Here is a 25,726-nt window from a genome sequence, read left to right as displayed (position 1 = left end):
TCAGTCCTCCAGCGAACCGTCCAGCGAACGCCCCTCGGTGAAGTAGGGGGCGATCTTGTTGTCGAACATGCTCAGCGCCGAGCCGATGGCCATGTGCATGTCCAGGTACTTGTAGGTGCCCAGTCGACCACCGAAGACGACCTTGCGCTCCTTGGCCTCCTTCTTGGCCAGTTCGCGGTAGGCCGCCAGCTTCTGGCGGTCCTCCTGGGTGTTGATCGGGTAGTACGGCTCGTCGCCGCTTTCGGCGGACCGCGAGTACTCGCGGACGATGACCGTCTTGTCCGTCGGGTAGTAGTCCCGCTCCGGGTGGAAGTGCCGGAACTCGTGGATCCGGGTGTAGGGGACGTTCTCGTCGGCGTAGTTCATCACCGAGGTGCCCTGGAAGTCACCGGTGGGCACCACCTCGGTCTCGAAGTCCAGGGTGCGCCAGCCCAGCTCGCCCTCGATGAAGTCGAAGTAGCGGTCCAGCGGGCCGGTGTAGACCACCGGCACGTCGGCGGGCAGCTCATCGCGCACGTCGAAGAAGTCGGTGTCCAGCCGGACCTCGATGTTCGGGTGGTCGGCCATCTTCTGCAGCCAGGCCGTGTAGCCGTCGACCGGCAGGCCCTCGAAGCTGTCGTTGAAGTACCGGTTGTTGAAGTTGTAGCGGACCGGCAACCGGGTGATGATCCCCGCGGGCAACTTCTGCGGGTCGGTCTGCCACTGCTTGGCCGTGTAGCCGCGGAACAGCGCCTCGTACAGCGGGCGCCCCACCAAGGAAATGCCCTTCTCCTCAGCGTTGTCGGCGTCGCCCTCGATCTCGGAGGCGTGCTCGGCGACCCACTGGCGGGCCTGCTCCGGGCTCAGGTAGTGACCCGCGAACTGGCTCATGGTGGCGAGGTTCGGCGGCATCGAGTAGACCTGCCCCTGGTACAGGGTGAATACGCGGTGCTGATACTCGGTGAATTCGGTGAACTGCGTCACGTAGTCCCACACCCGCTTGTTCGAGGTGTGGAACAGGTGGGCGCCGTAGCGGTGCACCTCGATACCGGTTTCGGGCTCCGCCTCCGAGTAGGCGTTGCCCCCGATGTGGTTACGTCGGTCCAGCACCAGCACCCGCTTGTCCAGCTGGGTCGCGGTGCGCTCTGCGATCGTGAGGCCGAAGAATCCGGAACCAACAACGATCAGGTCATAGCCTGCGAAGCTCACAGCCGTCGAGGGTAGCGGGGGCAGACCGCCGACCCGAAACCGCGTTGACGTTCTCCGCTACGCATCGCTACGAGGAGTGTCGATATCGCCTCAGTAGGCCCCTTTCCCGCCTTTGATCAGGCATTTCTCGCCACATCGGGTTACCCAGCGAGTACCGTTCGCAGCTATTCACCATTGTTATTACCCATCGAGCGACCCGTCTGGCGAGTCGTGTTTCGGTAGCATCGCCCCCGGCGTCGACGCGCCCCACTCGCGCCGCGTGCCGGTGTTCGGCCGGAGTGCGGGCGCCGGATTCTCAGGTGGTGAGCAACGGGTTGGCACGCGCGCGTGATGGGCGATACCTGCTGGTAGCGGCGATCATCATCGAGATCCTCGCGATCTGGTTCGTGCACTGGATCGACACCCGCGGCTACCTGGACACCGAGATTTACCGGCTTGGTGCCCGCGCGTGGCTGAACGGTTACCAGGTGTACGGCGACGACCTGACCCCGGAGACGCCGGACAGCGGCACCCTGCCGTTCATCTACCCGCCCTTCGCGGCACTGCTGTTCGTCCCGCTGACCTGGCTGTCGGCCGACGGTGCGGTGGTGCTGGTGGCCGTCCTCTCGCACGTCTCGATCCTGGTCACGGCCTATTCGTTGGCCCGCTCGTCGAGCTACCTCGCGCCCCGCGCCGGGCAGGTGGCGGTGGCCACCGCGCTGCTGATGCCGTGGCTGACGGTGATCGAACCGGCTCGGGAGACGATCAACTACGGGCAGATCAACCTGGTGCTGATGGCGCTGGTCGCGGCCGACTGCCTGCTGCCGCGCACCAGGTGGCCACGCGGGCTGCTGGTGGGCATCGCGGCGGCGATCAAGCTGACCCCGCTGGGGTTCTTGCTGCTGTTCCTGCTGCGCCGGGACTTCCGGGCGATGGCCGTCAGCGGTGCGACCTTCGCCGCCACGGTGCTGATCGGATTGCTCGCCGCGCCGAAGGACTCGGCGGACTGGTGGCTGGACAAGATGCTGTCCACTGGGGACTCCTTCGGCACCGTCTACGCGGGCAACCTCACGTTGCGGAGCTTGCTGGCGAAGCAGGAGCTGACCGGTCTCGCGCTGAACTCGCTGTGGCTGACCGGCTCGGTGCTGCTGCTCGTGCTGGCGGTGTTCGGCATGCGGTATGCGCTGGGAGTGGCCAACGTGCCGCTGGCGTTGATGCTCAACGCCGTGCTGGTGCTGCTCGTCTCGCCGATCTCGTGGTCGCACCACTGGGTGTGGGCCGCGCCGACGCTGGCGCTGCTGTTCGCCATGTCGTTGCGGCATCGTTGGTACGGCGTGTTGTTGACCGTGGGGTTGTGCGCGGTGACGGTGCTCGTCGGACCGCAGTGGTACCTGCCGAACACCGACGACCGCGAGCTGGACTGGACGTTCTCGCAGCAGGTCGTCGGCAACGCCTACACGCTGATCGGCATCGGCTTCCTGGTCGCCGCGGCCATCGCCTACTACCGCTTCCCGCCCCGCGGCCACGGCGCTGCGGAGCCCGCGCAGGTCTCGTCGGCCGACTTCCGCTGACCGGCCCCGCCGATCGTCCACAGCGGACAGGCACTGCGGTCACTCGTCCAGCGCAGTTGACCAGCGGATGATCCGGGCCCGCCGCATACTCGCCTCTCGTAGGTTTCCCCGAACCAGGTGTTGGTCCATTTTGGATCGGCGCCGCCGCGCGGAAGCGAGGTATCGCCAATGCGTCTCCGGCTGGGTTTCCCGATCGCCCTGTTGCTGGCCGCCACCGTGCCGTCCACTGCCAACGCGACATCCGTCCCTGAGACCACCAGCACGCACATCGCGTTGCGCGACGCGCCGCTGGACCGCTCCGCAGCAACGCGCGAAGTGCATGCCGACACCCCTTTTGACCTCGTCGGTCTCACCTGGCACGGGGCCGCTCCGGAACACATCGAGGTGCGGACCCGAAACGCCGCCGGATGGGGCCAGTGGACGCCGCTGGAACCGATCGACGCGACGCAGGCCAGCGAGCCCCTGTGGACCGGCCGCACCAGCGATGCCCAGGTGCGCGCTACCAGGGGCAGCTCGGACGTGACCGGTGAGCTGGAGCTCGTCGCGATCAACCCCGGCGACGGGCCGAGCGCGGTGCCCCAGTCGCGGATCGCCGGTCAGCCGCCGATCGTCAGCCGCGCGCAGTGGGCCGCCGACGAGAAGCTGATGACCTGGCCACCGGAGCGCACCGAGACCAAGGCCGTCACGGTGCACCACACCGCCGAGTCCAACGACTACAGCTGCGACCAGTCGGCTGGCATCGTGCGGGCGATCTACCACTACCACGCCGTCGAGCTGAAGTGGGGCGACATCGGTTACCACGCGTTGGTCGACAAGTGCGGCACGATTTTCGAGGGGCGCGCTGGCGGGCTGGACGACGATGTCATCGGCGGCCACGCGCGGGGCTTCAACCGCAACACCTTCGGGGTGGCGATGTTGGGCAACTACGACGGCGTCGCGCCGTCCAAGAGCACCGTCGAGTCGGTGGCGAAGATCAGCGCGTGGAAGCTGGACACCGCGGACGTGTCGGCGGACGGGCGCACCACGCTGATCGCCGAGCCAGCGGACAACGCCAACTTCCCGCCCGGCACCGAGGTCAAGCTGCCGACGATCTTCGGCCACCGGGACGTCAGCAAGACCGCCTGCCCAGGTCAACGCGGCTACGACCAGCTCAGCGCGATCCGGTCCCGAGCCACCACGCTGCAACGCGACGCCCAACCGTGACGACGGGTCGTGAGTGCGTAGCCGGGTTGGAGCCCGGTTGCGCACTCACGAGCGTCACCACCAGCGGTCGAGGAGGTGGGCCACGCCGTCTTCGGCGTTGGTGGCGGTGACCTCGTCGGCGACCGCCAGGGCCGCGGGGTGGGCGTTGCGCATCGCCACCCCGTGGCCCGCCCACTCCAGCATCGGCACGTCGTTGGGCATGTCGCCGAAGGCGATCACGTCGGCCTGGTCGACGCCGAGCTGCTCGGCAACCGCCGCCAGCCCGGTCGCCTTGTCCACGCCCGCCGCGGACAGCTCGATCAGCCCGGAGCTGGTCGAATAGGTCAGCTGCAGCTCGGAGCCGATCACCTCACCGGCCACCGCGGTCATCTCCGCGCTGGTCAGCTGCTCGTGCAGGACCAGCAGCTTGACCGCGGGCTTGCCGGTCAGCTCGTCGGTACCGACCACCCGGATGTCCGAATTCATCCACGCCCGGCGAAAGTCGGCCTCCGCGAGGAACTGCTCGTGCAGCCGGTCCCGCGCACCGTCGGTGGTCCGTTCCACCGCGAACGCGCAACCCGGCAGCTCGCGCCGCAGCTCGCGCGACACGTCGTGCAGCAGCATCGGGTCGATCGGGTGGCTGCGCAGCACCTTGTCGGCAGCGGTGTCGTAGAGCACCGCTCCGTTCGCGCACACGGCCACGCCGGTCACCCCGAGTCCGTCGACCACCTGCGGCATCCAACGCGGCGGACGCCCGGTGACCAGCACGAACGGCGTGCCGGAGGCCACCACTCGGCGCACCGTCCGCGCGGTGCGCGAGCTCACCCGCTCCATCGGGTCGAGCAGCGTTCCGTCCACGTCCGATGCCACCAGGCCAGGTTTGCGCACCTCGTCATCCTGCCTGGTCCGAGCGGCCCGGCCAGCACCGAGCGCCCGTTGACGCGACCCGCGCCACTCCGCCGTCACCCGATCGGGTCGATGGCGCCGGGAGACGACCAGTACGGTCGATGGCGTGCGAGTTGGGATCGTGATACTGCCCGAACATCGGTGGTGGGCCGCCGAACCGATGTGGCGGATGGCCGAGGAGTACGGCTTCGCCCACGCCTGGACCTACGACCACCTCGGTTGGCGGTCCCTTGTGGACAAACCGTGGTTCGACGCGGTGCCGACGTTGACCGCCGCCGCCACGGTCACCTCGACGATCCGGCTCGGCACCCTGGTCGCGTCGCCGAACTTCCGGCATCCGGCGCACTTCGCGCGGGAGCTGACCGCGCTGGACGACATCTCCGACGGCCGGATCACCCTCGGCATCGGCGCGGGCGGCGTCGGCTTCGACGCGCACGTGCTGGGTTATCCCGAACTGTCCGCCAGGCAGCGCGTCGACCGGTTCACCGAGTTCACCGAACTGCTCGACCAGATCCTCACCCAGGACTGCACCGACTACTCCGGCGAGTACTACACGGCGGTCCGAGCACACCGGGCGCCCGGTTGCGTGCAGCTGCCCCGACTTCCGTTCGTGGTCGCCGCGAACGGGCCGCGATCGATGCGGTTGGCGGCCCGGTACGGCCAGGGCTGGGTGACCACCGGCGGGCGGGCCGACGACTTGGAGACCTGGTGGCGGACGGTCGCCGAACTGTCGCTGCGGTTCGCCGAAGTACTCGCCGAGCAGGGCCGGAATCCGACGAAGGTGGACCGCTACCTGCAAGTGGACGCCGCGCCGGTCTACTCGCTGTCCACAGTGGAGCACTTCCGGGAGGTGGTGGACCGGGCCGCGGAACTCGGCTTCACCGATGTGATCACGCACTGGCCGCGGGCCGACGGGCCCTACTCGGGCAAGGAATCCACCGTCGAGGAGATCGCCTCCGAGGTGCTCCCGGAGCTGTGATCAACCTGGACCGTCGGCGTACCGGGGCGGGGCCAGCAGCGTCGCACCGACCGCGAGGAACTCGGCGGGCTGCTCGCCCAACGCCGAGAGCCGGTGCGGGACGCTGGCGCTGAAGCTGACGCTGTCCCCGGCGCGCAGGGTCGTCGACTCCTGGTCGAACTCGACGAGCAACTGCCCGCCGAGCACGAAAAGCCAGTCGTGGCCCTCGTGCCGGACCGGGCGCACGCCCTCGCCGGTCGCCGAGATTCGGTAGCGCGCGGCGTACAGGCCGGGAACCACCGCGCGCGGGGTGAGCACCTGCAACGCCATGCCGTCGGTGTCGACGGTCGGCACCTCGTCGCCGCGCAACACGACCACTGCCGGTCCGGGTTTGCTGTCGGTGAACAGCTCCGACAGCCCGACGTCCAACGCCGTCGCGACCTGCGCCAGCACGTCCAGGGACGGTGTCGCGTCGCCGCGTTCGACGTTCACCAGGTGCGCGACGTCGAGTTCGGCCCGCTCGGCCAACTCGACCTGATCCAGACCGCGGGCCACGCGCAACCGGCGGATCCGGTCGCCGAGACCGGCCAACGCGCCACCGGGGATATCGGACACGCCCCAACCATAAGTCGGTGCCACGAGCGGCGCTGTGACAGCAGGTGTGTCCCCGGAAGTCGCCGGGTACGCCTGTCGCGGCAGGAGGTGGTGGTGATGTCGGCGCAGAACATCGTGCGTTGTCTGCTGGACGAGGCAGGCATCACCTACGCCGAGCAGTCCGGGATCTCGATGGCGAACAAGCCCGCCCCGCTGTACCGGTTGTTGGTGCTGGCCGTGCTGATGTCCACCCGGATCAAGGCCGAGCTGGCGGTTTCCGCGGCTCGTGAACTCGCCGAGTTCGGCACCCCGCAGAAGATGTTCGACGCGACCTGGCAGCAGCGGGTCGAAGCCCTCGACCGCGGGCACTACGCCCGGTACGACGAGAGCACGTCCACCGCGCTGGGCAAGGGCGCGCAACTGCTGCTCGACCAGTACCACGGCGATCTCCGGCGGTTGCGCGCGAAGGTCGACGGGGACGTCGAACTGCTGCAGGCGAAGCTCACCGAGCTGCCCCGGCTCGGGCCGGTGGGTGCTGACATCTTCTGCCGGGAGGTGCAGCTGGTGTGGCCGGAACTCCGGCCGTTCTTCGACAAGAAGGCGCTGGGTGGTGCGGAAAAACTCGGCCTGCCACCGGACCCGGACCGGCTCGCCGAACTCGTCGAAGGTCCCGACCTCGCCCGGCTGGCCGCCGCCCTGGTCCGCGCCACGCTCGACCGCGGCCTAGCCGCCGAGATCACCAAAGCAGCGTGACGTTCGCTCCGTTCGAGTACGAGTGAAGGGCACCTTTCACCGACTATGCCGTCGAAGGTGCCCTTCACTCCTACCTGATCGGTTCGAGGAGTTCGCGGCCGCCGAGGAAGGGGCGCAGGGCTTCGGGCACGCGGACCGAGCCGTCCGGCTGCTGGTGGTTCTCCAGGATCGCGACGATCCAGCGGGTGGTGGCCAGCGTGCCGTTGAGCGTGGCCGCGGTCTGGGTGCGGCCGTCCGCGTCGCGGTAGCGGGTGTTCAACCGACGCGCCTGGAACGTGGTGCAGTTCGAGGTCGAGGTCAGCTCGCGGTAGGTCTGCTGGCTCGGCACCCACGCCTCGCAGTCGAACTTGCGGGCCGCGCTGGCACCCAGATCCCCGGCCGCGGTGTCGATCACCCGGTACGGCACCTCGATCTTGGCGAGCATCTCCTCTTCCCAGGCCAGCAGCCGCTGGTGCTCGTCGCGGGCCTGCTCCGCCGGGCAGTAGACGAACATCTCCAGCTTGTTGAACTGGTGCACGCGGATGATGCCGCGGGTGTCCTTGCCGTAGGAACCGGCCTCTCGGCGGAAGCACGTCGACCAGCCCGCGTAGCGCAGCGGACCGGCGGAGAAGTCGAGGATCTCGCCCGAGTGGTACCCGGCCAGCGGGACCTCGGAGGTGCCGACCAGGTAGAGGTCGTCCTCCTCCAACCGGTACACCTCGGTGGCGTGCGCGCCGAGGAACCCGGTGCCGTCCATGATCTCCGGGCGGACCAGCACCGGCGGCACGACCAGGCTGAAACCGGCGGCCGTGGCCTGCGCGGCCGCCATGTTCAGCAGCGCCAGCTCCAGCTGCGCGCCGATGCCGGTCAGGAAGTAGAAGCGCGCGCCGGAGACCTTCGCGCCGCGCTCCATGTCGAAGGCGCCGAGCGCGGTGCCCAGGTCCACGTGGTCGGAGATCTCGAAGTCGAACTCCGGCGGCACGCCGACGTGCTTGAGCACCGCGTAGTCGTCCTCGCCGCCGGGCGGGGTCTCGGGTTCGATGATGTTGGAGACGGCCTTGTGCGACCGCAGCAGCTCGTCCTCGGCCGCCGCCTGCTCCGCCTCGGCCTCCTTGACCTGCGCGGCGAGGTCCTTGGCCTGGGCCAGCAGGGTGTCGCGCTCCGGGCCCTTGGCCTTGCCGACCTGCTTGCCGAGCTGCTTCTGCTCGGCGCGCAGGTTGTCGGCGCGGGACACCGCGGACCTGCGACGCTCGGCGGCGGACAGCAGCGCGTCCACCAGGGACACGTCTTCTCCTCGCGCGCGCTGCGAAGCGCGCACGGCTTCCGGATCTTCGCGTAGCGTCTTCAGGTCGATCACAGCTGGTCAGCGTAGTCCGCGCCGCGCACCAGCCGACCCGCAGGGTCGGTGCGGAAGGTTGCCGGTGCCAGTTTCAGGCAGTGCCCGTGGTGGTCAGGAGGTGGCGGGGATGCGGTGCGGGATGAAGGCCGCGCCGTCGTCGGTGATCAGGCCCGCCGTCTCGCGGATGCCGAGGCCCGCCGAGGAGTCGCCGACCACCCAGGCACCGAGGGCCGGACGCATCCCGTCGAACTCCGGCAGCGGGTCGAACGCCTGGTAGACGTAGCCCTCCTCGCCGTAGACGCCACCGGTCTCGGTCTCCCAGCCCGGCGCGACGACCGCGATGTTGTTGCCCTCCCGCCCCAACCTGGGTTTGCGCACGTACTCGGTGAGCAGGCCGGGCTGGTCCAGGAAGGTCGGCAGCAGGTTGGGGTGGCCCGGATGCATCTCCCACAGGATCGCCAGCAGCGCCTTGTTGGACAGCAGCATCTTCCACAGCGGTTCGACCCACTGGGTGGCTGGCAGGGTCTTGATGGCGTGCTTGCCGAACTCGTCGTCGACCATCCACTCCCAGGGGTAGATCTTGACGACCGAGTTCATCGGCGCTTCTTCCAGATCGACGAAGCGCTCCAGCAGGCTGTCCCAGCCGATCTCCTCGATGGGCAGACCGACGGTGTCCATTCCGGCCTCCGCCGCAGTTTCCTGCAGGTAGGCCGCGGTGAGGTTGTCCTCGCCAGTGACGTCCGCTGACGACCAGGTGAAGTGCACCTCGTTCGTAGCCAGCTGCTCGCTGATCTCGCTCCAGCGCTCGACGAGCTTCTCGTGGATGGAGTTCCACTGGTCGTCGCCCTCGTGGCAGTCGGTCAGCCAGTGCCACTGCACGACCGCCGCCTCCAGCAGCGAGGTCGGGGTGTCGGCGTTGTACTCCAGCAGCTTCGCGGGGCCGGTGCCGTCGTAGCGCAGGTCGAACCGGCCGTAGAGGTGCGGGTCGTGCCGCTTCCAGGACTCCGCGATGTGCGGCCAAACCCACTCCGGGATGCCGAAGTCCTTGTAGCGCTCGGTGGTGACGACGTGATCGACAGCGTCCAGGCACATCGAGTGCAGCAGCTCGACGTCGGCCTCCAACGACAGCACTTCGTCGAGGCTGAACTCGTAGTGCACGCCCTCGTCCCAGTAGGGCCGCGCCGTCCCGTCCGCCGCGCGTGCCGGAGTGCCGAAGACCAGCCCCAGTTCTTCGACCTTGGCCTGCCAGTCGGGCCGTCGTGCTGTGGTCCTGCGCCGCACCCGTCAGCTCCCGCCGCTGCCGGTCTTGCTGCTGATGCCGAACCCACCGCGCTGGACGGTCCTGCCGCTGGTGTCCTTGATCGTCGAACCGCTCGGCCTGGTGAAGGACGAGCCGGACGAGGGCGAGCCCACCGGCGGTGCCGAGACACCGGCCGGTGTGTAGGCGTAGCGGTAGGAGTTGTAGCCGCCGATACCGCCGCCGGGCAGGAAGATCGGCATGAAGAACATCCCACCGCTGGTATAGCCCTGGTGGGAGTTCACGTAGTTCTCGTCGCAGTACTGGTCTTGGTCTCGGACGCCGGGCTGCCCCGACTGCTCCGTAGCGCAGTACTGCTCGCTGGCGTTGGCCTCGTTGCTGATCTCCGAAGCGGAATACATCGCCGCCACCAGCGCCACGACGCCGACCGTCGCGCCGCCGCCGATCATGATCCGGCGCCGCTTCTGCGTCTTGCGCGCGGCAGCTTCGACCTCGGCCTTGCGCTGCTCCTCGCGCCGCTTCTCGGCGGCTACGCGGGCGCGCTGTTCGGCGAGCGTCGGTTCGCGCGGGGTTGTGTGCTCTGGATCCTGGTAGCGGATCCGGCCGCGGCCCGCCTCTTCGGCGGCCTCGGCCTGCACCGGTTCAGTTGGTTGCTCCAGCGGGCGTTGCGGGGTCTCCTCGGCCCGCTGCGGCCGGTCGTCGTCTGCCACTGGCTTGCCATCTTCCGTCATAGCCCCACTCCCAAGAGCAACATTACCCATACCAGCGACGGGCGCGGCAACGAATCGGTTCCGAAGCCCCTGGAAAGGCGTGCGAACTCACGCATCCAGCCGCCCTTGGCCTCGACCTGCATGCCGATTTCGCGCGAAAATCGGCATGCGAGCCGCGCGTCGCGAGGTGGCTTCGCCGGTCGCCGGACGCCAGCTCCGGTCACCGCATATTTCCCGCACTGCTTGATCGACAGGCATCGCGCAGTCCTGGTCATGGGGAGGCATGATGTGATCGATGCCCACGTCCGCACCGCCCACAAGATCCAGCCGGAACAAGTCCAACACCCGGCTCGTGATGATTTCAGCTGCCATCGGCGCCATGTTGATCCTGGTGATCAGCGCGGTGCTGAACTGGCCGACCGGCGGTGAGACCGGGGTGGGCGGGCCCGGCCAGATCGGTTCGGCTCCGGCGCCGCGCGTGGTGTTCGAGGCCGAACCGGGTACCTGCCTGAACTGGACCGAGCCGGATGCCGCCGACATCAGCCAGGTCACCTGCGCCGAGCGGCACCTCTTCGAGGTTACCGGCACCGCGGACCTGCGCGACGAGTTCGGCGGCAACGTCCCCTTCCCGAGCACCGAGCAGTGGCAGCAGATCAAGCAGCAGCGCTGCATCCAGGTGTCGAACCAGTTCTTGGCCAACCGGTTCGACCCGCACGGCCGGTTCAGCGTCGGGGCGTTCACCCCGAGCGAGGACGGTTGGGCCAACGGCGACCGGGTGCTGCACTGCGGCCTGCAGCAGCCCGGACCCTCCGGCAAGCTCTACCCGATCACCGGCAGCGCGGCCCAGCTGGACCAGTCCAACACCTACCCGGCCGGGCGCTGCCTGGGCATCAACGGCACCGCGGTGTGGGATCCGGTGGACTGCGCCCGGCCGCACGCGGTGGAGATCACCGGCGTGGTCAACCTCGGCGAGCAGTTCCCCGGCGGCTTTCCGGCGGAAGCTGATCAGGACGGCTTCCTGGCGACCAGGTGCGCCGACCTGACCGCGCAGTACGCCGGAGGCCCGACGGTGGCCAAGGACAAGGGCCTGGTCACCTACTGGGACACGTTGACGCAGGAGAGCTGGGACGCCGGTTCGCGGCAGGTCAACTGCAAGGTGAGCGCGCAACTGCCGGACGGCAGCGGACTGGCCCCGGTGACCGGTGGCGTCAAGGGACAGGTGCAGGTCGGCACGGCTCCAGCACCACACGGCACCGTCCCGGTCGAACCGGGCGTGCCCGCCACCGAACCTCGCTGACTTGCGCCTGGTCATGCGGTAGAACGGGGTCATGCCGGTGGACATGACCCGTGCTCGGTTCGAGGAACTCGTGGCCGATGCCCTCGACCTGGTGCCCGCGGAGTTCGCGACCGCGATGAACAACGTCGTGGTGCTGGTCGAGGACGCCAACGCCGACGATCCGTCGCTGCTCGGGTTGTACGAAGGCATCGCGCAGACCGAGCGGGACAGCACCTACAGCGGGGTGCTGCCGGACCGCATCACGATCTACCGCGAACCGCTGTTGGACATGTGCGCGGACGAGGCCGAAGTGGTCGACGAGGTCGCCGTGACAGTGGTGCACGAGATCGCGCACCACTTCGGCATCGACGACGAGCAGTTGCACGCCCTGGGCTGGGCCTGACCATCAGCTGCGGTCGAGGCCGTCCCAGGACAGGCAGCGCCAGCCGGTTCGCGAGTCGGGGTCGGCTTCCAGGACGATCACGCCGGTGTTGGGCAGGTACGTCGAGTTGGCCTCGGTGCCTTCGATGTCCGGCACCAGGGCGCTGGCCGCGAGCCGCAGCATCGCACCGTGGCTGATCAGCGCCACCGCACCGGCGCTGGCGCCGTCCACGGCGCTGCGCGCACCGGCGAAGAAGCGGGCCAGCGCGTCATGGCCGGTTTCGCCGCCCGGCATCGGCACGTCGAGCCGTCCGGCGTGCCAGCTCGCGTAGATGTCCTCGAAGGTCCGCAACGCCGCCGGATCGCCGCGGCCTTCCAGCTCACCGACGTAGATCTCGTGCGTGCCGTCGACGATCTCGACCGGCAGCCGGTGCCGCTGGGCCAACGGCTGCGCCGTCTGCTGCGCGCGCAGTGCGCGGCTCGCGTGCACCGAGATGATCTTCTCCTCGGCCAGCCGCCCGGCCAACTGGTCCGCCTGCTGCTGGCCCAGTTCGGTCAGGCCCGGCCCCGGCGGCAGGGTGTCGAGCACGTGGTGCACGTTGGCCGGGGTCTGCCCGTGACGGGCGAGGACCAGGCGCACACCGGTCGGCGCCGCCAGTCGCAAGTCGGTCATGCCAGCCGCCCTGCGCGCAGGTCTTCCAGCCACTTCGCGGCGGCTTGGAACGCCTGCTCCGAGGCGGACGGGCGCACGCTGGCCGGTGAGCGGTCCGCCTTCGGGTAGGACCCGAGGAACCGGACCGCGCTGCAGCGGCGGCGCAGCGCCGTCAACGCGTCACCGATCCGGGCATCGGCGACGTGCCCGTCGAAGTCGAGGAAGAACCGGTACTCGCCGAAGCGGTCCTTGATCGGACGGGACTCGATGCGGCTGAGGTTGATCCCGCGCAGCGAGAGCTCGGCCAGCATTTCGGCCAACGTGCCGACCTCGTCGCTGATCACCGCGCACACCGAGGTCCGGTCGGCGCCGGTCGGTTCCGGCAGCACGCCGGGTCGCCGCACCAGCAGGAAGCGGGTGACCGCGTCGCGCACGTCGGCCAGCCCATCGGCGATCCGCGCCAGCGAGGGGTAGTGCTCCAGCGCCACCGGCGCGCAGATCGCCGCATCGAACTCACCGGCCGCCGCTGCGGCGGCCGCGGCAGCGGTGGAGCTGGTCGCGCGGGTCTGGGCACCGGGCAGGTTGGCGGCCAACCAGCCGCGGACCTGCGCGAGGGCGTGCGGGTGACTGGCCACCGTGTCGATCTCGGTCAGCGCGATGCCGGGTTTGGCGAGCAGGTCGAACTGCACCGGCAGCACCGCTTCCTGCACCGCGACCAGCGGTTCGCCGACGGTCAGCGAGTCCAGCGTGGCTGGCACCGAACCTTCGACGGAGTTCTCCACCGGAACCCCGGCGGCCAGCACCTCACCGGCCCGCACCGCGGCTAAGGCCAACGGCACGGTCTCGTACGGCACGAGTTCGGCGTCGAATCCGTTGGTCAACAGCCGAGTGGCCTGTTCGGTGAAGGTGCCCGGCGGGCCGAGATACGCGATGTGTGGCACCCGCCCAGATTAGGAGCCCGTCGTTGAACTCGTTTTGCGGGGCGGCGCCGGTAGCGGAATCTCGGCGCCCGCCTTCGCGGTGGGCGATTTCGCGAAACCGTCACCCGCCCCGCACGGGAAGTGCCGGTTTCGCGCCAAATCGGCAATTCCACCGGACGCACCGGCGCGCGGGACCGATACGCCAAGTAGGGGCGGATCGTCCCGAGAAACCCGGCGCGGCGGGGACGGCCGGGCTGCCTCGAAAAGCAAACACCAAGGCCACTGCGCTGTCGGCCGGACCACCGGGGGCTCGGGCCGTCAAAACGGCGGAGGTGTGACCTACCCAATGCCACTACGCCACGCATTCCTGCGATGCTGTGGGGCGTGACCGCAGATTCGGAGCGCTCAGCGGAGGGAGCGGAGCCGGAGCTGCAGCTCGTCCTGTGCGCGTTGGACGAGCCGCTGGCCGCCGCCTGGCACGAGATCGCCGACAGCCGCGCTGGCCTCACCGTTCACCAGGGTTCGGTGCTGGACCTGCGGGTGGATGCGGTGGTGAGCCCGGCGAACTCCTACGGCTGGATGCGCGGTGGCATCGACGCCGTGTACGCCGACGCGTTCCCCGCCGTCGAGGAGCAGGTGCGCAGCGCGGTGCTGGCCTACCACGGCGGTGAGCTGCCGGTCGGTGAGGCGCTGCTGGTGCCCACCGGAGCGCCGAACCCGATCTGGTTGATCAGCGCACCCACCATGCGGGAACCGGGCGAACGGCTACCGGTCGACACGGTGCACCCCTACCTCGCGGCGCGGGCCGTGCTGCGCCTGTGGTCGAGCGGGGTGTTGGACAACGGCGCGCCGGTCCGGCAGGTGGTCCGCTCGGTCGCGATGCCCGGCCTGGGCACCGGTATCGGCGGGGTGTCGCCGGAGCTGTGCGCACGGCAGGTCGCCGCGGCGTGGGACGAAGCGTTCGCCCGCGTCGAACAGCTCTAGAGGCCGCTTCCGCAGCGATTGGCCCAGACACGAGCAGGGGCCCGCCGAGTGGACGGGCCCCTGCCGCACCTGGTCACTGCTCCTGGGCAGTGTCGCGGATTTCGATCTTGGCCGGACCGCTGCTCGGCTTGTTGACCTCGCGCACGCGCACGCGCAGCACGCCGCGGTCGTAGTCGGCTGTCACCTGCTCGGCGCCGACACCCTCGGGCAGGTCGAACTCGCGGCGGAAGGAGCCCTTGCGGACCTCCCGCACCACCACGTTGTCCGCCTCGCGGGTCTCGTCGCTGCTGCGCTGGCCGCTGATGGCCAACCGACCGTCGGCGACCTCGACGTTGACGTCCTTGGCGATGTCCACGCCAGGCAGATCCAGCTTGATCACCACGTCCGAACCGTCTCGCTCGATGTCCGCGGCGGGCACGAACGCGCCGCCGTTCGGCGCGGCGAAGAACCGGCGGCCGAAGAGATCGAGGTCGCGGTCGAGCTGCCGGACCAGGCTGTTGAACGGGTCCCACGTGGACCGGCGAACCAGGGTCATCGTGCAATCCCTCCTAGCTTCAGCCTGAGCCCTGCGCTGCAGGCTTACACCCCTTCCAACGGAGCTGCGATGCTTCTTGTTCCCCATCGACGGATAAAACTTGAGTCTCTTCGACGCAGGTTTCGATGATCAAGCGGACCTGGGTGGAAGTGAGTACCGTCGGGGCGCACCGGCAGCCGATCGAGGAGGTCCCAGATGCTCATTCGCCGTTTGGCCCGGCCGATGCTCGCCGCGGTCTTCATCTACGGCGGCATCGGGGTGTTGCGCGATACGCCGAGCCATGCCAAGGCGGCCGCGCCCCTGCTGGAGAAGACCACCGGCCCGATCAAGGACTCGCTGCCGGAGCGGCTCCCGACCGATCCGGAAACCCTGGTGCGCATCGACGCCGCGGTGAAGATCGGGGCCGGAACCCTGCTGGCGCTGGGCAAGTTCCCCCGACTGGCCGCGCTGCTGCTGGCCGGGAGCATCGTGCCGACCACGCTGGTGGGGCACGCGTTCTGGGAGATCGACGACCCCGAGAAGCGGGCCGACCAGCAGGTGCACTTCATCAAGAACATCGGACTGCTGGGCGGGTTGCTGATCACGGCCGTCGACACCGGGGGCAAGCCGTCCGTCGGCTACCGCGCCAAACGCCGAGCCCACGAGGTGGCCGCGCAGACCAAGCGCGCCGGGAAGGTCAAGAAGAAGTAGCCCGGATTCCCGGTCGTCAGGCGACCCTCAGCGCATCGGGTGATGGGCACGTACGTAGCGTGGTGTACGTGCCAGTGAGGGTGCTGCTTGTCGATGATCATGAGGTGGTCCGGCGCGGTCTGCGCGACCTGTTGGACACCGAGGAAGACGTGGCGATCGTGGCCGAGGCCGGTGGGGTCGGCGAGGCCCTGGTACGCGCGCAGGCAACGCGGCCCGACGTCGCGGTGATCGACATGCGCCTGCCCGACGGCGACGGCTTGGAGCTGTGCCGCCAGCTGCGCGCCTTGCCCGAGCCGCCGCACTGCCTGGTGCTCACGGCCTTCGACGACGAGAGCGCGCTGGTCGGGGCGATCAACGCCGGTGCGTCCGGTTATCTGCTCAAGCAGGTGCGCGGGCAGGACCTGGTCAACGCCGTGCGAGAGGTCGCCGCCGGGCGATCCCTGCTGGATCCGATCACCACCGGGCGGGTGCTGGCGAAGTTGCGCGAGTCCGCCAGTCCCGAGCCGGACGAGCTCGCCGCCTTGACCGAGCGGGAACGCAAGGTGCTCGAATTGATCGGCGAGGGCTTGACGAACCGGCAGATCGCCGAGCGGCTGTTCCTGGCGGAGAAGACGGTGAAGAACTACGTGACCTCGGTGCTGGCCAAGCTCGGCATGGAGCGCCGGACCCAGGCCGCGGCCTGGGTCGCCCGCCGCCAGAGCCAGCCCTGACCACTGTCCCGCCTCTCCGCGATTCTCAGTGGTGGTTGCGTGCAGCACGAATCTCGCGTTTCGCGGTTTCTGGTGGCTGGCTTGCGTCACGGTCCCCTGAGGTGCGGTTGAGCAGGGGACTGAGGATGGCACGGGGCTACTCATGTGGATTCGCGGTGAGCGGAACTTCCCAGGTGACCGTTGTGCCGCTGTCCGGGGACGAAGTGATCGCGCAGCGACCGCCCGCCGCTACCGCCCGCTCTTCGAGGTTGCGCAGCCCGCGTTTGCTCACGTCGCGGGGAATTCCGCAGCCGTCATCGACGACTTGCAGCAACAGCCCGGACTCCGAGCGCCGCACCCGCACCAGCACCGTCTGCGCCCCGGCATGTCTGACCACATTGGACAGCGCTTCGCGGAGCGCGGCGCGGGCGTGGTCGGCCACCGGCACCGGGACGGCGCTGAGATCGCCATCGATCTCCAACTGCGGCGGACGCCCCAGCAGCTCCCCGGCGATCTGCACCTCGGACCGCATCGAATCGTCGAGCGCGGGCGCGTGCGCGGGGGATTCCGGGTCCGCCGAACGCAGCGTGCGGGCGGTCGCGCGGACCTCGGCGATGGCCTGGTCGATCTGCTCCATCGTCTCGGCCAGCCGGGCCGCGTCGGCAGGCTCCAACCGGCCGGACAGCCGCCGTTCCAGGACCTCCAACTGCACCCCGGTGGCGTAGAGCCGCTGCACGATCACGTCGTGCAGATCACGCGCGATGCGTTCCCGCTCCTGGTAGACCGCGATGCGCTGGCGAGCCGTGGAGCCCTCCGCGAGCACCAGCGCGAGACCGGCCTGCGCCGCGAACGACGTCAGCACGTCCACCGCGACGCGGGTGAAAGTGCTCGCGCCGCGCCGCCGGTAGACGGCCAGCGCGCCGAGCCGACGTTCGCGGGTGCCGAACGGCGCGACCGCGAACGGGCCGTAAACCCGCAGCGCCGCAGGGACGTACGGGGCGGTCAACGGGTCGTCGATTAGGTCGTCGACGACCACCGGCACCCCGCTGCGGGCGACCCGCGCCGCGGCGGAACGCGACGACAGGACCGTGCCCACCGGGTCGCCGAGCGGGCCGGTGGCGGTCGGTGCGCCGTAAGCGGCTTCGACGGTCAGGCGGCCGTCGTCGGCCCGCACGGTGACCACGCCGAGGTCGGCCTCGGCGAGTTCGGCGGCGCGCCGGACCACCAGCGGGAGGACGGCCTCCGGGTCTTCCGCGGACAGCGCCAACCTGGTGATCTCGGTGGACGCCGCCAACATTCGCCTGGCGAGGGTGGATTCCATGACATGCACGAGGCTATAGCTCCCGCAAGCGTGACGTCGGGTTCGGACGACGCAGGTCACAGCACTCCGGCCGGACACCGATCCCGCCCGACCAGCACCGTCGCATCGGGCGCCGGGTGGCATCTCCGCCCGGATGGCGCGGGCAATTTCGCGAGAAATTGGCGCTTCCCGTGGGGAGAACGTGGCAATTTCGCGAAAAATTGCCAACGCCGCCGCCCGCGGCGACGCGCGAGACGAGTTCGACGGCAGGCCCGAGAGCTGGATGCGACGGCGCTGCTGCGCTGGGGGCGCTCATAGGTTCGCACCCGTGCGTTGCGGCTCGCGGACCACGGTGATCTCGCCGCCCTCGACGCGCAGGACGACGTCCGCGAATTCGGTCTCCGACCAGCGGTGCGTCACGTGGATCGTGGTGCGGCCCCGCAGGGTGTGCCGCAGCCGGTCGAGCAAGTCCTCGGCGGTCGGCACGTCCAGGTGCGCCGTCGGCTCGTCGAGCAGCACCAGCTCCGCGTCCTCGACCAGCAGCGCTCGCGCCAGCGCGAGCCGCTGCGCTTCGCCGCCAGACAGCGCCGTGCCGCCGCCACCGACCACGGTGTCCAGCCGCTCGCCCCACCCCGGCAGCCCGGCCAACCGGAGCGCCTCGACCAGCTGCCCGTCGCTCGCCTCGGGCGCGGCGAGCCGCAGGTTCTCCCGCACCGTCGTCGACACCAGCTGCGGTTCCTGCGGGCACCAGGCGACCCGCTGCGGCACCCGCACCTCGCCCCGCTCCGCGCGCAAGAACCCCAGCAACAGCGCCAAAAGTGTCGACTTGCCACCGCCAGACGGACCAACCACCGCAACGTGCGCCCCGACCGGCACTCGCACGCTCGCGCCGCGCAACGCCGCCTCCGGCGCTCCCGGCCACCGCACGTCGACCCCGACCAGCTCAACGCCACGGGCCTCGATCGGCGCGGCTCCGCCAGCGGCATCGGCCGCCAACAGCGGCGCCAACCGCGCCTGCGCCGCGCGCAGCGAGCGCCACTGCTGCGCCGCTGGAGGCAACAGCGCAATGGCTTCCGCCGCTGCCAACGGCACCAACCCGAGCAGCGGCGCGAGCTCCGGTGCCAGACGGCCATCGGCCACCGCCGACGCCCCGAACCAGGCGCCACCAAGCACGGCGATACCAACGAGAAGCGTGTTGACAGCAGTAGCAGTGCCCGCACCGAAGGCAGCGTGCCGAGCACGGGCAGCCAGCCGCGCGTCCTCGGCCGCGAGTTCGGCGCGGCGGAGTGAGTGCGCGCCGAAGGCGAGCAACTCCGCCGAGCCGTCGAGCAGCGCGAGGACGCGAGCAGCCACGCGGCGCCGCCCTTCGACCACGGCAGTGGTCGCGCGGCGCTCGGCCGCGAGCGCCGCGAGCGGACTCGCGAAGCAGGCGACGAGCAGCGCAGCTGCGAGAACCGCGCCCGCCTCGGGGAGCACCAGCGCCTGGAGCACCACGGCCGCGAGCACGACGACCGCCGCGACCAGCGGCGGGAGGATCACGCGCGGCTCCAGGTCGCGGACGGCGTCGACATCGTCGACGAGTCGGGCCACCCCCTCGCCGCGGCGAAGCCCGGCGGTGCGCACCGGCCCGAGTCGCACGAGGGCATCCCACAGCCGCCGCCGGAGGCGGCCGGAGAGCCGGAAGGCGGCGTCGTGCGTGACGAGCCGCTCGGCGTAGCGGAGCACCGCGCGCGACAGCGCGAAGGTGCGCACGCCGACGACCGCGACGGACAGCGTGAGGATCGGCGGTTGTTGCGAAGCGCGAGCGATCAGCCAGGCCGAGGTCGCGGTCAGCGCGAGGCCGGAGAGCAGCGAGAGCGCGCCGAGGCCGACGCCGAGGAGCGTGCGCGGCGTGATCAGGTCGCGGATGCGACCGTGCGCCGCTGGCAGGTCGGCCGCAGCGGCCGGGACGGCCGCGAGGACCGGTTCGGGCTCCGTCGCGACGGCCTCCGGCCGGTGGCTGGCAAGCACGACGGTCGCGCCCGCGTCAGCGGCGCGGCGGATGGCGGCGTTGATCCGGTGCGCTGTCGCGGTGTCCAGGTGGGCGGTCGGCTCGTCGAGCAGCAGGATCGTCGCGTCACCGCGCAGCCGCAGCAGGGCGCGCGCTACCGCGACCCGTTGACGTTCCCCTGTGGACAGTTCGTCGATGCGGCGGTCGCGGAGGTGCGTGGCGGCCGCCTCGTCGAGCGCCGTCGCCAGATGTTCCGCCAGGTCGGGTTGGTCGGCGGTGGCGACCGCTAGCTCGTCGGCGACAGTGCCGCCGGTGAAGGTGGGGCGCTGCGGCACCCATGCGATGCGGCGTCGCCAGTCGGCCGGGTCGAGGTCGGCGATGTCCACGTCACCGCAGGTGATCGTGCCGCTTTCCGGGCTGGTGAAGCCGAGCAGCACCGACATCGTCGTCGACTTGCCGCTGCCGCTCGGGCCGATCCCGTCGAAGCCCTCCAGCCGCAGGATCTCGCCGGGGCGCGCGACGAAGCTCAACCCGCCAGGCGCGAACCCGTCACGCCGCCGAACCCGCAGCCCCACCACCCGCAACGTCGTGTCCCGCAGCAGTCGTGAGTGGTTGTGGTCGCCAGAGCGACCATTGCCACTCACGACTTCTTCGACGCGGCGGACCGCTTCGATGCCGTCCTCGCTGGCGTGGTGAGCCGCTCCGGCCGCGCGCAGCGGTAGGTAGCACTCGGGAGCCAGCACCAGCACGAGCAGCCCGGTGGCCAGGTCCAGATCACCGGAGACCAACCGCAGACCGATGCCGACGGCCACCATCGCCACCGACAGCGACGAGAGCAGTTCCAGCACCAGCGCGGAGAGGAAGGCGATGCGCAGCGTCGCGATCGTGGTGCGGCGGTGCGCGTCGCTGACCCGGCGGACCACCTCGCCCTGCGCCTGCGCCCGCCCGAACGCCGTCAACACCGGCAGTGCGCGGATCAGCTCCAACAGCTGCCCGGACAGTCGTTGCACCGCGTCGGCGGCGCGCGAGGTGCGCTGCTCGGTGTACTTGCCGACGAGCCACGCGAACAGCGGGATCAGCGGCACGGTGATCCCGATGACCAGGGCGGAAACCCAGTCGGAGAACAGGATCCAGGCACCCACCAGCGGCGGAACGACCGCGGCGGTCACCAACGCGGGCAGGTACTTGGTGAAGTACGCGTCGAGCGCGTCGAGGCCCTTGGTGGCCAGCGCGGTCAGTTCCGCCGGGCCGCGCCCCTGGATCCACTCCGGTCCGCGCCGCAGCGCGGAATCCAGCAGCAGCCCGCGCAATTCCTCCTTGGCGCCCGCGGCCGCTCGTGCGGACACCGCTTCGGTCGCCCATCCCAGCCCGGCCCGTGCGACCACCGCGACAGCCAACACCACGAGGTAGCCGCTGATCGCCTCCGGCGCCGCGCCTCGGGCCACCACCGCCGCCAGCGCGCTGCCCAACGCCCATGCCTGCACGATCAACGCGACCGCGTTGCCAACCGACAGCAGCCCAGCTCCGACGAGCGCACGGCGAGCCGACCCCGACAACCGGGGCAACGCTCCCAACGGGCTCATCACGCACTCCTGCGGTGGACGATTTCGCGCGAAATCGGCGGCTGGCTACGACGGGACGTGCACCGGCGGGATGTGCTTGGTGCCGATGCGCTTGCGGAACACCCAGTAGGTCCAGCCCTGGTAGACCAGCACCGCCGGGGCGCCGATCGCGGCGACCCAGGTCATCACGGTCAGGGTGTACGGGCTGGAGGCGGTGTCCGCGATCGACAACGACCACGCGGGGTCCAAAGTGGACGGGATCACGTTCGGCCACAGCGCGCCGAACAGGGTCACCGCCACTCCGGTCAACGCCACGCCCTGCAGCGCGAACGCCTGGCCTTCCCGGCCCCGCAGCAGCCGACCGAGCCCGACCAACGCCGCCACCAGCGCGATCACCAGCGGCACCCAGGTCCACGTCGAGCCCTCCGAGAACTGCGCGATCAGCACCAGCGCGATCACCGGAAGCAGCAACGGCACCCCCGCCCGCAGCGCGAACCGCCGGGCCCGCTCCCGGATCTCGCCCTCGGTCTTGAGCGCGAGGAAGATCGCGCCGTGCAGCAGGGCGAACCCGCACACCGCCAGCGCACCGACGACGCTGGGCACGCTGAAGATCGTCCACCAGCCGCCGACCCGGTCCCCGTTGGCGTCCAACGGCAGGCCGAACACGTTCGCGGCCAGCACCAGGCCCACCACCAGCGGGGCGATCCACGACGCCAGCACGATCACGACGTCCCAGTTCCGCCGCCACCGCCGGGTGTCCACCTTGCCGCGGTACTCGAACGCCACACCGCGCCCGATCAGCACCACCAGCAGCAGCAAGAACGGCAGGTAGGCCGTGCTGAACAGGGACGCGTACCAGCCCGGGAAAGCGGCGAAGGTGGCGCCGCCAGCGACGATCAGCCACACCTCGTTGCCGTCCCACACCGGGCCGATGGTGTTGATCAGCACCCGCCGTTCGGTCTCGTCGCGGCCCAGGATCGGCAGCAGCATGCCGACCCCGAAGTCGAATCCCTCCAGGAACAGGTAGCCCAGCCAGAACAGGGCGATCACGCAGAACCAGAAGGTGGGCAGGTCCATCGCAGGTCCCCTCGGTCAGTAGGCGAACGACAGCGCTTCGCCGGATTTCTGCTCGCCTTCCGGCGGCTCGGGGGGCATCACCCCGGCGAATCCGCCGCGCACGAAGCGCACGATCAGGAAGATCTCCACCACCGCCAGCACCCCGTACAGCGCGGTCAAGGTGATCACCGAGGTCAGCAGCTCGCCCGGAGCGACCCCCGAGGACACCGCCGCGGCGGTGAACATCCACACGCCATCGACGCCCGACGCGTCCGGGTTGGGCGCGACCACGAACGGCTGGCGGCCCATCTCGGTGAACACCCAACCGGCGATGTTGCCGAGGAACGGCAGCGCGATGCTCAGCACCGCCAACGGCGCCCACAGGCGGCCGCTGGGGAATCTCCGCTTCCGGGTCAGCCACAGCACCACCACGGCGCCGAGCGCGGCGAGCCCGCCGAAGCCGATCATGAACCGGAAGCCCCAGTAGGTCACCGGCAGCAGCGGCACGTAGTCGATCGGCTGGCCCGCGAACGAACCCAGCCGCGGATCGTCCGGGTAGTGGGTGCCGTACTTGGCCTGGTACTCCGGGAGCAGTGCCTGCACCCCGCGCACCTCGCTGTTGAAGTCGCCCCGCGCGAGGTAGGACAGGATGTAGGGCACCGTGACGCTCTTGACGTTCTCGCAGTCGGGGCGGCTGACGTCGCCGATGGCGAAGATCGAGAAGCTGGCGGGCGCCTCGGTGTGGCACAACGCCTCCGCGGAGGCCATCTTCATCGGCTGCTGCTGGAACATCAGCTTGCCCTGGATGTCCCCGGAGATCGCCAGACCCGCGAAGGCGAACACCGCGACCCACGCGCCCAACCGCATCGAGCCGTGCCAGGCCCGGCGGTCCTCGTCGCCCGGGTCGGACTTGCGGTGGTGCCGGGCGATCTGCCAGGCGGCGATGCCGACCAGGAACGAACCGGCGACCGCGAAGCAGCCGAACACGGTGTGCGGGAACGCCGCTAGCACGGTGCTGTTGCCCAGCATCGCCCAGATCGAGGTCAACTGGGGCCGACCGTCGACCAGCTCGATGCCGACCGGGTGCTGCATCCACGAGTTGGCGGCCAGGATGAAGTACGCGGACAGCACGGTGGCCAGCGAGAACGCCCATGCGCAGGCCAGGTGCACGCCCTTGGACAGCCGGTCCCAGCCGAAGATCCACAGGCCGAGGAAGGTCGATTCGACGAAGAACGCGAGCAGTCCCTCCATCGCCAGCGGGGCGCCGAAGACATCACCGACGAAGCGGGAATAGGAACTCCAGGCCATGCCGAACTGGAATTCCTGCACGAGGCCGGTGACCACGCCCATCGCGAAGTTGATCAGCAGCAGCTTGCCCCAGAACTTGGTCATCTTCAGGTAGCGCTGCTTGCCGGTGCGGTACCACGCGGTCTGCATTCCGGCGACCAGCACCGCCAGTCCGATGGTCAGCGGAACCATCAGGAAGTGGTAGACGGTGGTGATGCCGAATTGCCAGCGGGCGATGTCGAGCAGATCCACGGTTCCCACCCTGCCGTCGCGACCTCCGGTTTCGCAGAGGCAAGGGCCCCCTTTCCCCCAGTCGAGGGTCCCCTGCGGAACAGGACCTTGGTCCCGACCACTCTGCGCGAGATACCACCGGAACTAGCTGGGCAAACAAATGCTACGAAAGTGGCCAGGAACACGCAGAGTCAAAATCCAACGCACCACCCGACACGCATTCCCGAAACGGATTCCCGAGGCCGGGAGACCAGCACTACTGGCGATTTCGCGCGAAATCGCCGGAAATGGTGCCCGGTGTTGGGTTCTCAGACCACCATTGCGTTGACCGCCGCTACTGCCGCGGTTCCGTCGTAGGAGCGCCAGGCTTCCGCTAGCCGGTGCACCGCCTCCGCGAGTTCGGCGGGTGGTAGCAGGAACGGGATGCGCAGGCAGTCGCCGCTGCGGCGCTCGGGATCCAGGGTTTGGCCGGGCAGCACCGCGACGCCGAACCGCAGCGCGTGCTGGGCGAAGGCGCTCGCGTCGCCGTAGGGCAGCCTGACCCAGAGGGTCTGGCCACCGGGCGGCACCTGGAAGGTCCACGGCGAGTTCGCGGCCAACTCGGCGCACAGCCGATCGCGCTGGGCGCGGAGCTCGGCGATCCGCCGCGCGCGGACCGCTTCCAGCCGCGGGAGCAGCGCGGCAGCGAGCCATTGATCCAGCACCGGACTGCCGAGATCGTGCGCCGCCTTGACCCGCGCCAGCCTGGTGATCAGCGGTTCGGGCGCACGCACCCAACCGACCCGCAGGCCGCCCCAGACCAGCTTGCTCAGCGACCCGACGTTGATTACCGGACCACCGGCCATCGGCGGCGGGGCCGCCTCGTCGAGGTCGAGTTCGGCCAGCACCTCGTCGTCGATCAACGGGACGTCGTGCCGCTGGCACGTTTCGACCAGCCGACGGCGTTGCAGCGACGACAGCACTTCGCCGGTCGGGTTGTGGAACGTGGCGATCACGTACGCCAGCGCCGGGCGGTCGGCGATCGCGCGCAGGTAGCTGGCCAGGTCCAGCCCGTCGTCGGCGCGGATCGGGTGGATCCGAGCACCGGCCTCCCGGCACGGTTCGAACAGGCCCGGATAGGTCGGGGCCGCGAACAGCACCTCGTCGCCGGGGCCGACCAGCAGGCGGACCAGCAGTGACAGGGCCTGTTGCGCGCCAGTGGTGACGAGGATCTGCTCGGCGCGGGTCGGGACGCCGCGCCAGGTGTAGCGATCAGCCAGCGCCTGCCGGAGGTCGGGCACGCCCGCCGGGTGGTAGCCCATGTCCGCGACCCCGGCGGCGAGCCGAGTGGTCACTTCCGGCTGCAGTTCGGCGAGTTCCGGCGGCGGCAGCCACGGGCTCGCGCAGGTCAGCTGGATCGCGGCGTCCGAGGGTTCCAGCAGGTGCAGGAACAGCGGGCTGGCCGAACCGGCGGCGGTCCGCGCGGCGGTCAGCATTGCCGTGGTGACGCGGGTTCCGCTGCCCTGGCGGCGTTCGAGGAGCCCTTGTTCGCGCAGGATCCGGTACGCGGCCACGACGGTGTTGCGGCCGACGGCGAGCGCACCGGCCAGCGCGCGGTCCGGCGGTAGCGCGGTGTCCGGCGGCAGGCTGCCGTCCTCGATCAACTGCCGCAGCCGGGCGGCGAGCAGCTCTTGCAGCGAGCCGCGCTGCGCCGACCAGCGCCCGAGCAGCCCGACGAGGCGATCCAGCGAGATTGGGTCCATCAAGGATCCAATCT

The 25,726-nt window shown here is 70.0% G+C and carries 24 protein-coding genes; 9 read left to right on the top strand and 15 right to left on the bottom strand.

Annotation, left to right across the window (positions count from 1 at the left end; genetic code table 11):
- Window positions 1–1,188: a UDP-galactopyranose mutase gene (gene glf / locus MOQ72_RS14635; RefSeq protein ID WP_242184003.1), complete on the bottom strand. Its 1,188-nt coding sequence runs from the start codon at window positions 1,186–1,188 to the stop codon at window positions 1–3.
- 302 nt (window positions 1,189–1,490) lie between these two features.
- Between glf and MOQ72_RS14630 the strand changes: the two genes are divergently transcribed.
- Both MOQ72_RS14630 and MOQ72_RS14625 read left to right on the top strand, forming a co-directional pair.
- Complete coding sequence (locus tag MOQ72_RS14630; RefSeq protein WP_242184002.1) at window positions 1,491–2,738, top strand: glycosyltransferase 87 family protein; 1,248 nt, start codon at window positions 1,491–1,493, stop codon at window positions 2,736–2,738.
- Window positions 2,739–2,906: 168 nt separating this feature from the next.
- Window positions 2,907–3,941, top strand: coding sequence for a peptidoglycan recognition protein family protein (locus MOQ72_RS14625; protein ID WP_242184001.1), 1,035 nt, complete (start codon window positions 2,907–2,909; stop codon window positions 3,939–3,941).
- Between the two features lie 54 nt (window positions 3,942–3,995).
- Here MOQ72_RS14625 and MOQ72_RS14620 read toward each other — a convergent pair whose 3' ends face one another.
- Entirely contained in the window at window positions 3,996–4,808 is an 813-nt protein-coding gene (locus MOQ72_RS14620; protein ID WP_242184000.1) for an HAD family hydrolase, read from the bottom strand.
- 124 nt (window positions 4,809–4,932) lie between these two features.
- Between MOQ72_RS14620 and MOQ72_RS14615 the strand changes: the two genes are divergently transcribed.
- Window positions 4,933–5,805 carry an LLM class flavin-dependent oxidoreductase gene (locus MOQ72_RS14615; RefSeq protein WP_242183998.1) on the top strand — a complete coding sequence of 291 codons (873 nt, stop codon included), beginning with the start codon at window positions 4,933–4,935 and terminating at the stop codon, window positions 5,803–5,805.
- Here the strand turns inward: MOQ72_RS14615 and MOQ72_RS14610 are convergent, their stop codons facing one another.
- Window positions 5,806–6,399 (bottom strand): helix-turn-helix domain-containing protein, encoded by a 594-nt coding sequence (locus tag MOQ72_RS14610; RefSeq protein ID WP_242183997.1) that lies wholly within the window; start codon window positions 6,397–6,399, stop codon window positions 5,806–5,808. It abuts the gene before it with no gap.
- Between the two features lie 96 nt (window positions 6,400–6,495).
- On the opposite strand from MOQ72_RS14610, the gene MOQ72_RS14605 reads away from it, so the two are divergent.
- Entirely contained in the window at window positions 6,496–7,131 is a 636-nt protein-coding gene (locus tag MOQ72_RS14605) for an endonuclease (RefSeq protein ID WP_242183995.1), read from the top strand.
- A gap of 70 nt (window positions 7,132–7,201) precedes the next feature.
- Here the strand turns inward: MOQ72_RS14605 and serS are convergent, their stop codons facing one another.
- From serS to MOQ72_RS14585, 4 genes are all read right to left on the bottom strand, one after another.
- The gene (gene serS / locus MOQ72_RS14600; RefSeq protein WP_242183994.1) at window positions 7,202–8,467 is read right to left on the bottom strand and encodes a serine--tRNA ligase; all 1,266 of its coding nucleotides are present in this window, start codon (window positions 8,465–8,467) and stop codon (window positions 7,202–7,204) included.
- 93 nt (window positions 8,468–8,560) lie between these two features.
- Window positions 8,561–9,730 (bottom strand): glutathionylspermidine synthase family protein, encoded by a 1,170-nt coding sequence (locus MOQ72_RS14595; protein WP_242183993.1) that lies wholly within the window; start codon window positions 9,728–9,730, stop codon window positions 8,561–8,563.
- Between the two features lie 3 nt (window positions 9,731–9,733).
- On the bottom strand, window positions 9,734–10,438 hold the full coding sequence (locus tag MOQ72_RS14590; RefSeq protein ID WP_242183992.1) for a hypothetical protein: 705 nt from the start codon (window positions 10,436–10,438) through the stop codon (window positions 9,734–9,736).
- A gap of 87 nt (window positions 10,439–10,525) precedes the next feature.
- Entirely contained in the window at window positions 10,526–10,789 is a 264-nt protein-coding gene (locus tag MOQ72_RS14585; RefSeq protein ID WP_242183991.1) for a hypothetical protein, read from the bottom strand.
- Window positions 10,790–10,796: 7 nt separating this feature from the next.
- On the opposite strand from MOQ72_RS14585, the gene MOQ72_RS14580 reads away from it, so the two are divergent.
- Complete coding sequence (locus MOQ72_RS14580) at window positions 10,797–11,714, top strand: septum formation family protein (protein WP_242183990.1); 918 nt, start codon at window positions 10,797–10,799, stop codon at window positions 11,712–11,714.
- Between the two features lie 31 nt (window positions 11,715–11,745).
- Window positions 11,746–12,096, top strand: a complete 351-nt coding sequence (locus MOQ72_RS14575) for a metallopeptidase family protein (RefSeq protein ID WP_242183988.1) — start codon at window positions 11,746–11,748, stop codon at window positions 12,094–12,096.
- Window positions 12,097–12,099: 3 nt separating this feature from the next.
- On the opposite strand, the gene MOQ72_RS14570 is transcribed toward MOQ72_RS14575, so the two are convergent.
- Together MOQ72_RS14570 and pheA are read right to left on the bottom strand one after the other, a co-directional pair.
- Window positions 12,100–12,747, bottom strand: coding sequence for a histidine phosphatase family protein (locus tag MOQ72_RS14570; RefSeq protein WP_242183986.1), 648 nt, complete (start codon window positions 12,745–12,747; stop codon window positions 12,100–12,102).
- The gene (gene pheA / locus MOQ72_RS14565; protein ID WP_242183985.1) at window positions 12,744–13,667 is read right to left on the bottom strand and encodes a prephenate dehydratase; all 924 of its coding nucleotides are present in this window, start codon (window positions 13,665–13,667) and stop codon (window positions 12,744–12,746) included. Before pheA ends, MOQ72_RS14570 begins: the two co-directional genes overlap by 4 nt.
- Before the next feature lie 351 nt (window positions 13,668–14,018).
- Between pheA and MOQ72_RS14560 the strand changes: the two genes are divergently transcribed.
- A complete protein-coding gene (locus tag MOQ72_RS14560) occupies window positions 14,019–14,630 on the top strand; it encodes a macro domain-containing protein (protein WP_242183984.1) in 612 nt (203 codons plus the stop codon).
- A 73-nt stretch (window positions 14,631–14,703) separates the two neighbouring features.
- Here the strand turns inward: MOQ72_RS14560 and MOQ72_RS14555 are convergent, their stop codons facing one another.
- Entirely contained in the window at window positions 14,704–15,165 is a 462-nt protein-coding gene (locus MOQ72_RS14555; protein WP_242183982.1) for an Hsp20/alpha crystallin family protein, read from the bottom strand.
- Window positions 15,166–15,360: 195 nt separating this feature from the next.
- Between MOQ72_RS14555 and MOQ72_RS14550 the strand changes: the two genes are divergently transcribed.
- Both MOQ72_RS14550 and MOQ72_RS14545 read left to right on the top strand, forming a co-directional pair.
- Window positions 15,361–15,855 carry a DoxX family protein gene (locus MOQ72_RS14550; protein WP_242183981.1) on the top strand — a complete coding sequence of 165 codons (495 nt, stop codon included), beginning with the start codon at window positions 15,361–15,363 and terminating at the stop codon, window positions 15,853–15,855.
- Window positions 15,856–15,923: 68 nt separating this feature from the next.
- Complete coding sequence (locus tag MOQ72_RS14545; RefSeq protein WP_242183980.1) at window positions 15,924–16,565, top strand: response regulator; 642 nt, start codon at window positions 15,924–15,926, stop codon at window positions 16,563–16,565.
- Between the two features lie 136 nt (window positions 16,566–16,701).
- Here MOQ72_RS14545 and MOQ72_RS14540 read toward each other — a convergent pair whose 3' ends face one another.
- From MOQ72_RS14540 to MOQ72_RS14520, 5 genes are all read right to left on the bottom strand, one after another.
- Entirely contained in the window at window positions 16,702–17,865 is a 1,164-nt protein-coding gene (locus MOQ72_RS14540) for a GAF domain-containing sensor histidine kinase (RefSeq protein ID WP_242183979.1), read from the bottom strand.
- A 291-nt stretch (window positions 17,866–18,156) separates the two neighbouring features.
- Window positions 18,157–21,417: a thiol reductant ABC exporter subunit CydD gene (gene cydD / locus MOQ72_RS14535; protein WP_242183978.1), complete on the bottom strand. Its 3,261-nt coding sequence runs from the start codon at window positions 21,415–21,417 to the stop codon at window positions 18,157–18,159.
- 45 nt (window positions 21,418–21,462) lie between these two features.
- Entirely contained in the window at window positions 21,463–22,473 is a 1,011-nt protein-coding gene (gene cydB, locus MOQ72_RS14530) for a cytochrome d ubiquinol oxidase subunit II (protein ID WP_242183977.1), read from the bottom strand.
- Window positions 22,474–22,488: 15 nt separating this feature from the next.
- The gene (locus MOQ72_RS14525; RefSeq protein WP_242183976.1) at window positions 22,489–23,991 is read right to left on the bottom strand and encodes a cytochrome ubiquinol oxidase subunit I; all 1,503 of its coding nucleotides are present in this window, start codon (window positions 23,989–23,991) and stop codon (window positions 22,489–22,491) included.
- A 287-nt stretch (window positions 23,992–24,278) separates the two neighbouring features.
- On the bottom strand, window positions 24,279–25,712 hold the full coding sequence (locus MOQ72_RS14520; RefSeq protein ID WP_242183974.1) for an aminotransferase-like domain-containing protein: 1,434 nt from the start codon (window positions 25,710–25,712) through the stop codon (window positions 24,279–24,281).
- Window positions 25,713–25,726: the final 14 nt, after the last annotated feature.

It is taken from the genome of Saccharopolyspora soli (assembly GCF_022678645.1).
Classification (GTDB): domain Bacteria; phylum Actinomycetota; class Actinomycetes; order Mycobacteriales; family Pseudonocardiaceae; genus Saccharopolyspora; species Saccharopolyspora soli.
This window is presented reverse-complemented; position numbering and strand designations above follow the sequence as displayed.

Bases quoted from the DNA above. Each gene is read 5' to 3' on its own strand.
- MOQ72_RS14625 (WP_242184001.1), top strand. From the start codon at position 2,907: ATGCGTCTCCGGCTGGGTTTCCCGATCGCCCTGTTGCTGGCCGCCACC.
- MOQ72_RS14605 (WP_242183995.1), top strand. From the start codon at position 6,496: ATGTCGGCGCAGAACATCGTGCGTTGTCTGCTGGACGAGGCAGGCATC.
- MOQ72_RS14590 (WP_242183992.1), bottom strand. From the start codon at position 10,438: ATGACGGAAGATGGCAAGCCAGTGGCAGACGACGACCGGCCGCAGCGG.
- MOQ72_RS14585 (WP_242183991.1), bottom strand. From the start codon at position 10,789: ATGGCAGCTGAAATCATCACGAGCCGGGTGTTGGACTTGTTCCGGCTG.
- MOQ72_RS14580 (WP_242183990.1), top strand. From the start codon at position 10,797: ATGTTGATCCTGGTGATCAGCGCGGTGCTGAACTGGCCGACCGGCGGT.
- MOQ72_RS14575 (WP_242183988.1), top strand. From the start codon at position 11,746: ATGCCGGTGGACATGACCCGTGCTCGGTTCGAGGAACTCGTGGCCGAT.
- MOQ72_RS14570 (WP_242183986.1), bottom strand. From the start codon at position 12,747: ATGACCGACTTGCGACTGGCGGCGCCGACCGGTGTGCGCCTGGTCCTC.
- MOQ72_RS14560 (WP_242183984.1), top strand. From the start codon at position 14,019: ATGCTGTGGGGCGTGACCGCAGATTCGGAGCGCTCAGCGGAGGGAGCG.
- MOQ72_RS14555 (WP_242183982.1), bottom strand. From the start codon at position 15,165: ATGACCCTGGTTCGCCGGTCCACGTGGGACCCGTTCAACAGCCTGGTC.
- MOQ72_RS14550 (WP_242183981.1), top strand. From the start codon at position 15,361: ATGCTCATTCGCCGTTTGGCCCGGCCGATGCTCGCCGCGGTCTTCATC.
- MOQ72_RS14540 (WP_242183979.1), bottom strand. From the start codon at position 17,865: ATGGAATCCACCCTCGCCAGGCGAATGTTGGCGGCGTCCACCGAGATC.
- cydD (WP_242183978.1), bottom strand. From the start codon at position 21,417: ATGAGCCCGTTGGGAGCGTTGCCCCGGTTGTCGGGGTCGGCTCGCCGT.
- cydB (WP_242183977.1), bottom strand. From the start codon at position 22,473: ATGGACCTGCCCACCTTCTGGTTCTGCGTGATCGCCCTGTTCTGGCTG.
- MOQ72_RS14520 (WP_242183974.1), bottom strand. From the start codon at position 25,712: ATGGACCCAATCTCGCTGGATCGCCTCGTCGGGCTGCTCGGGCGCTGG.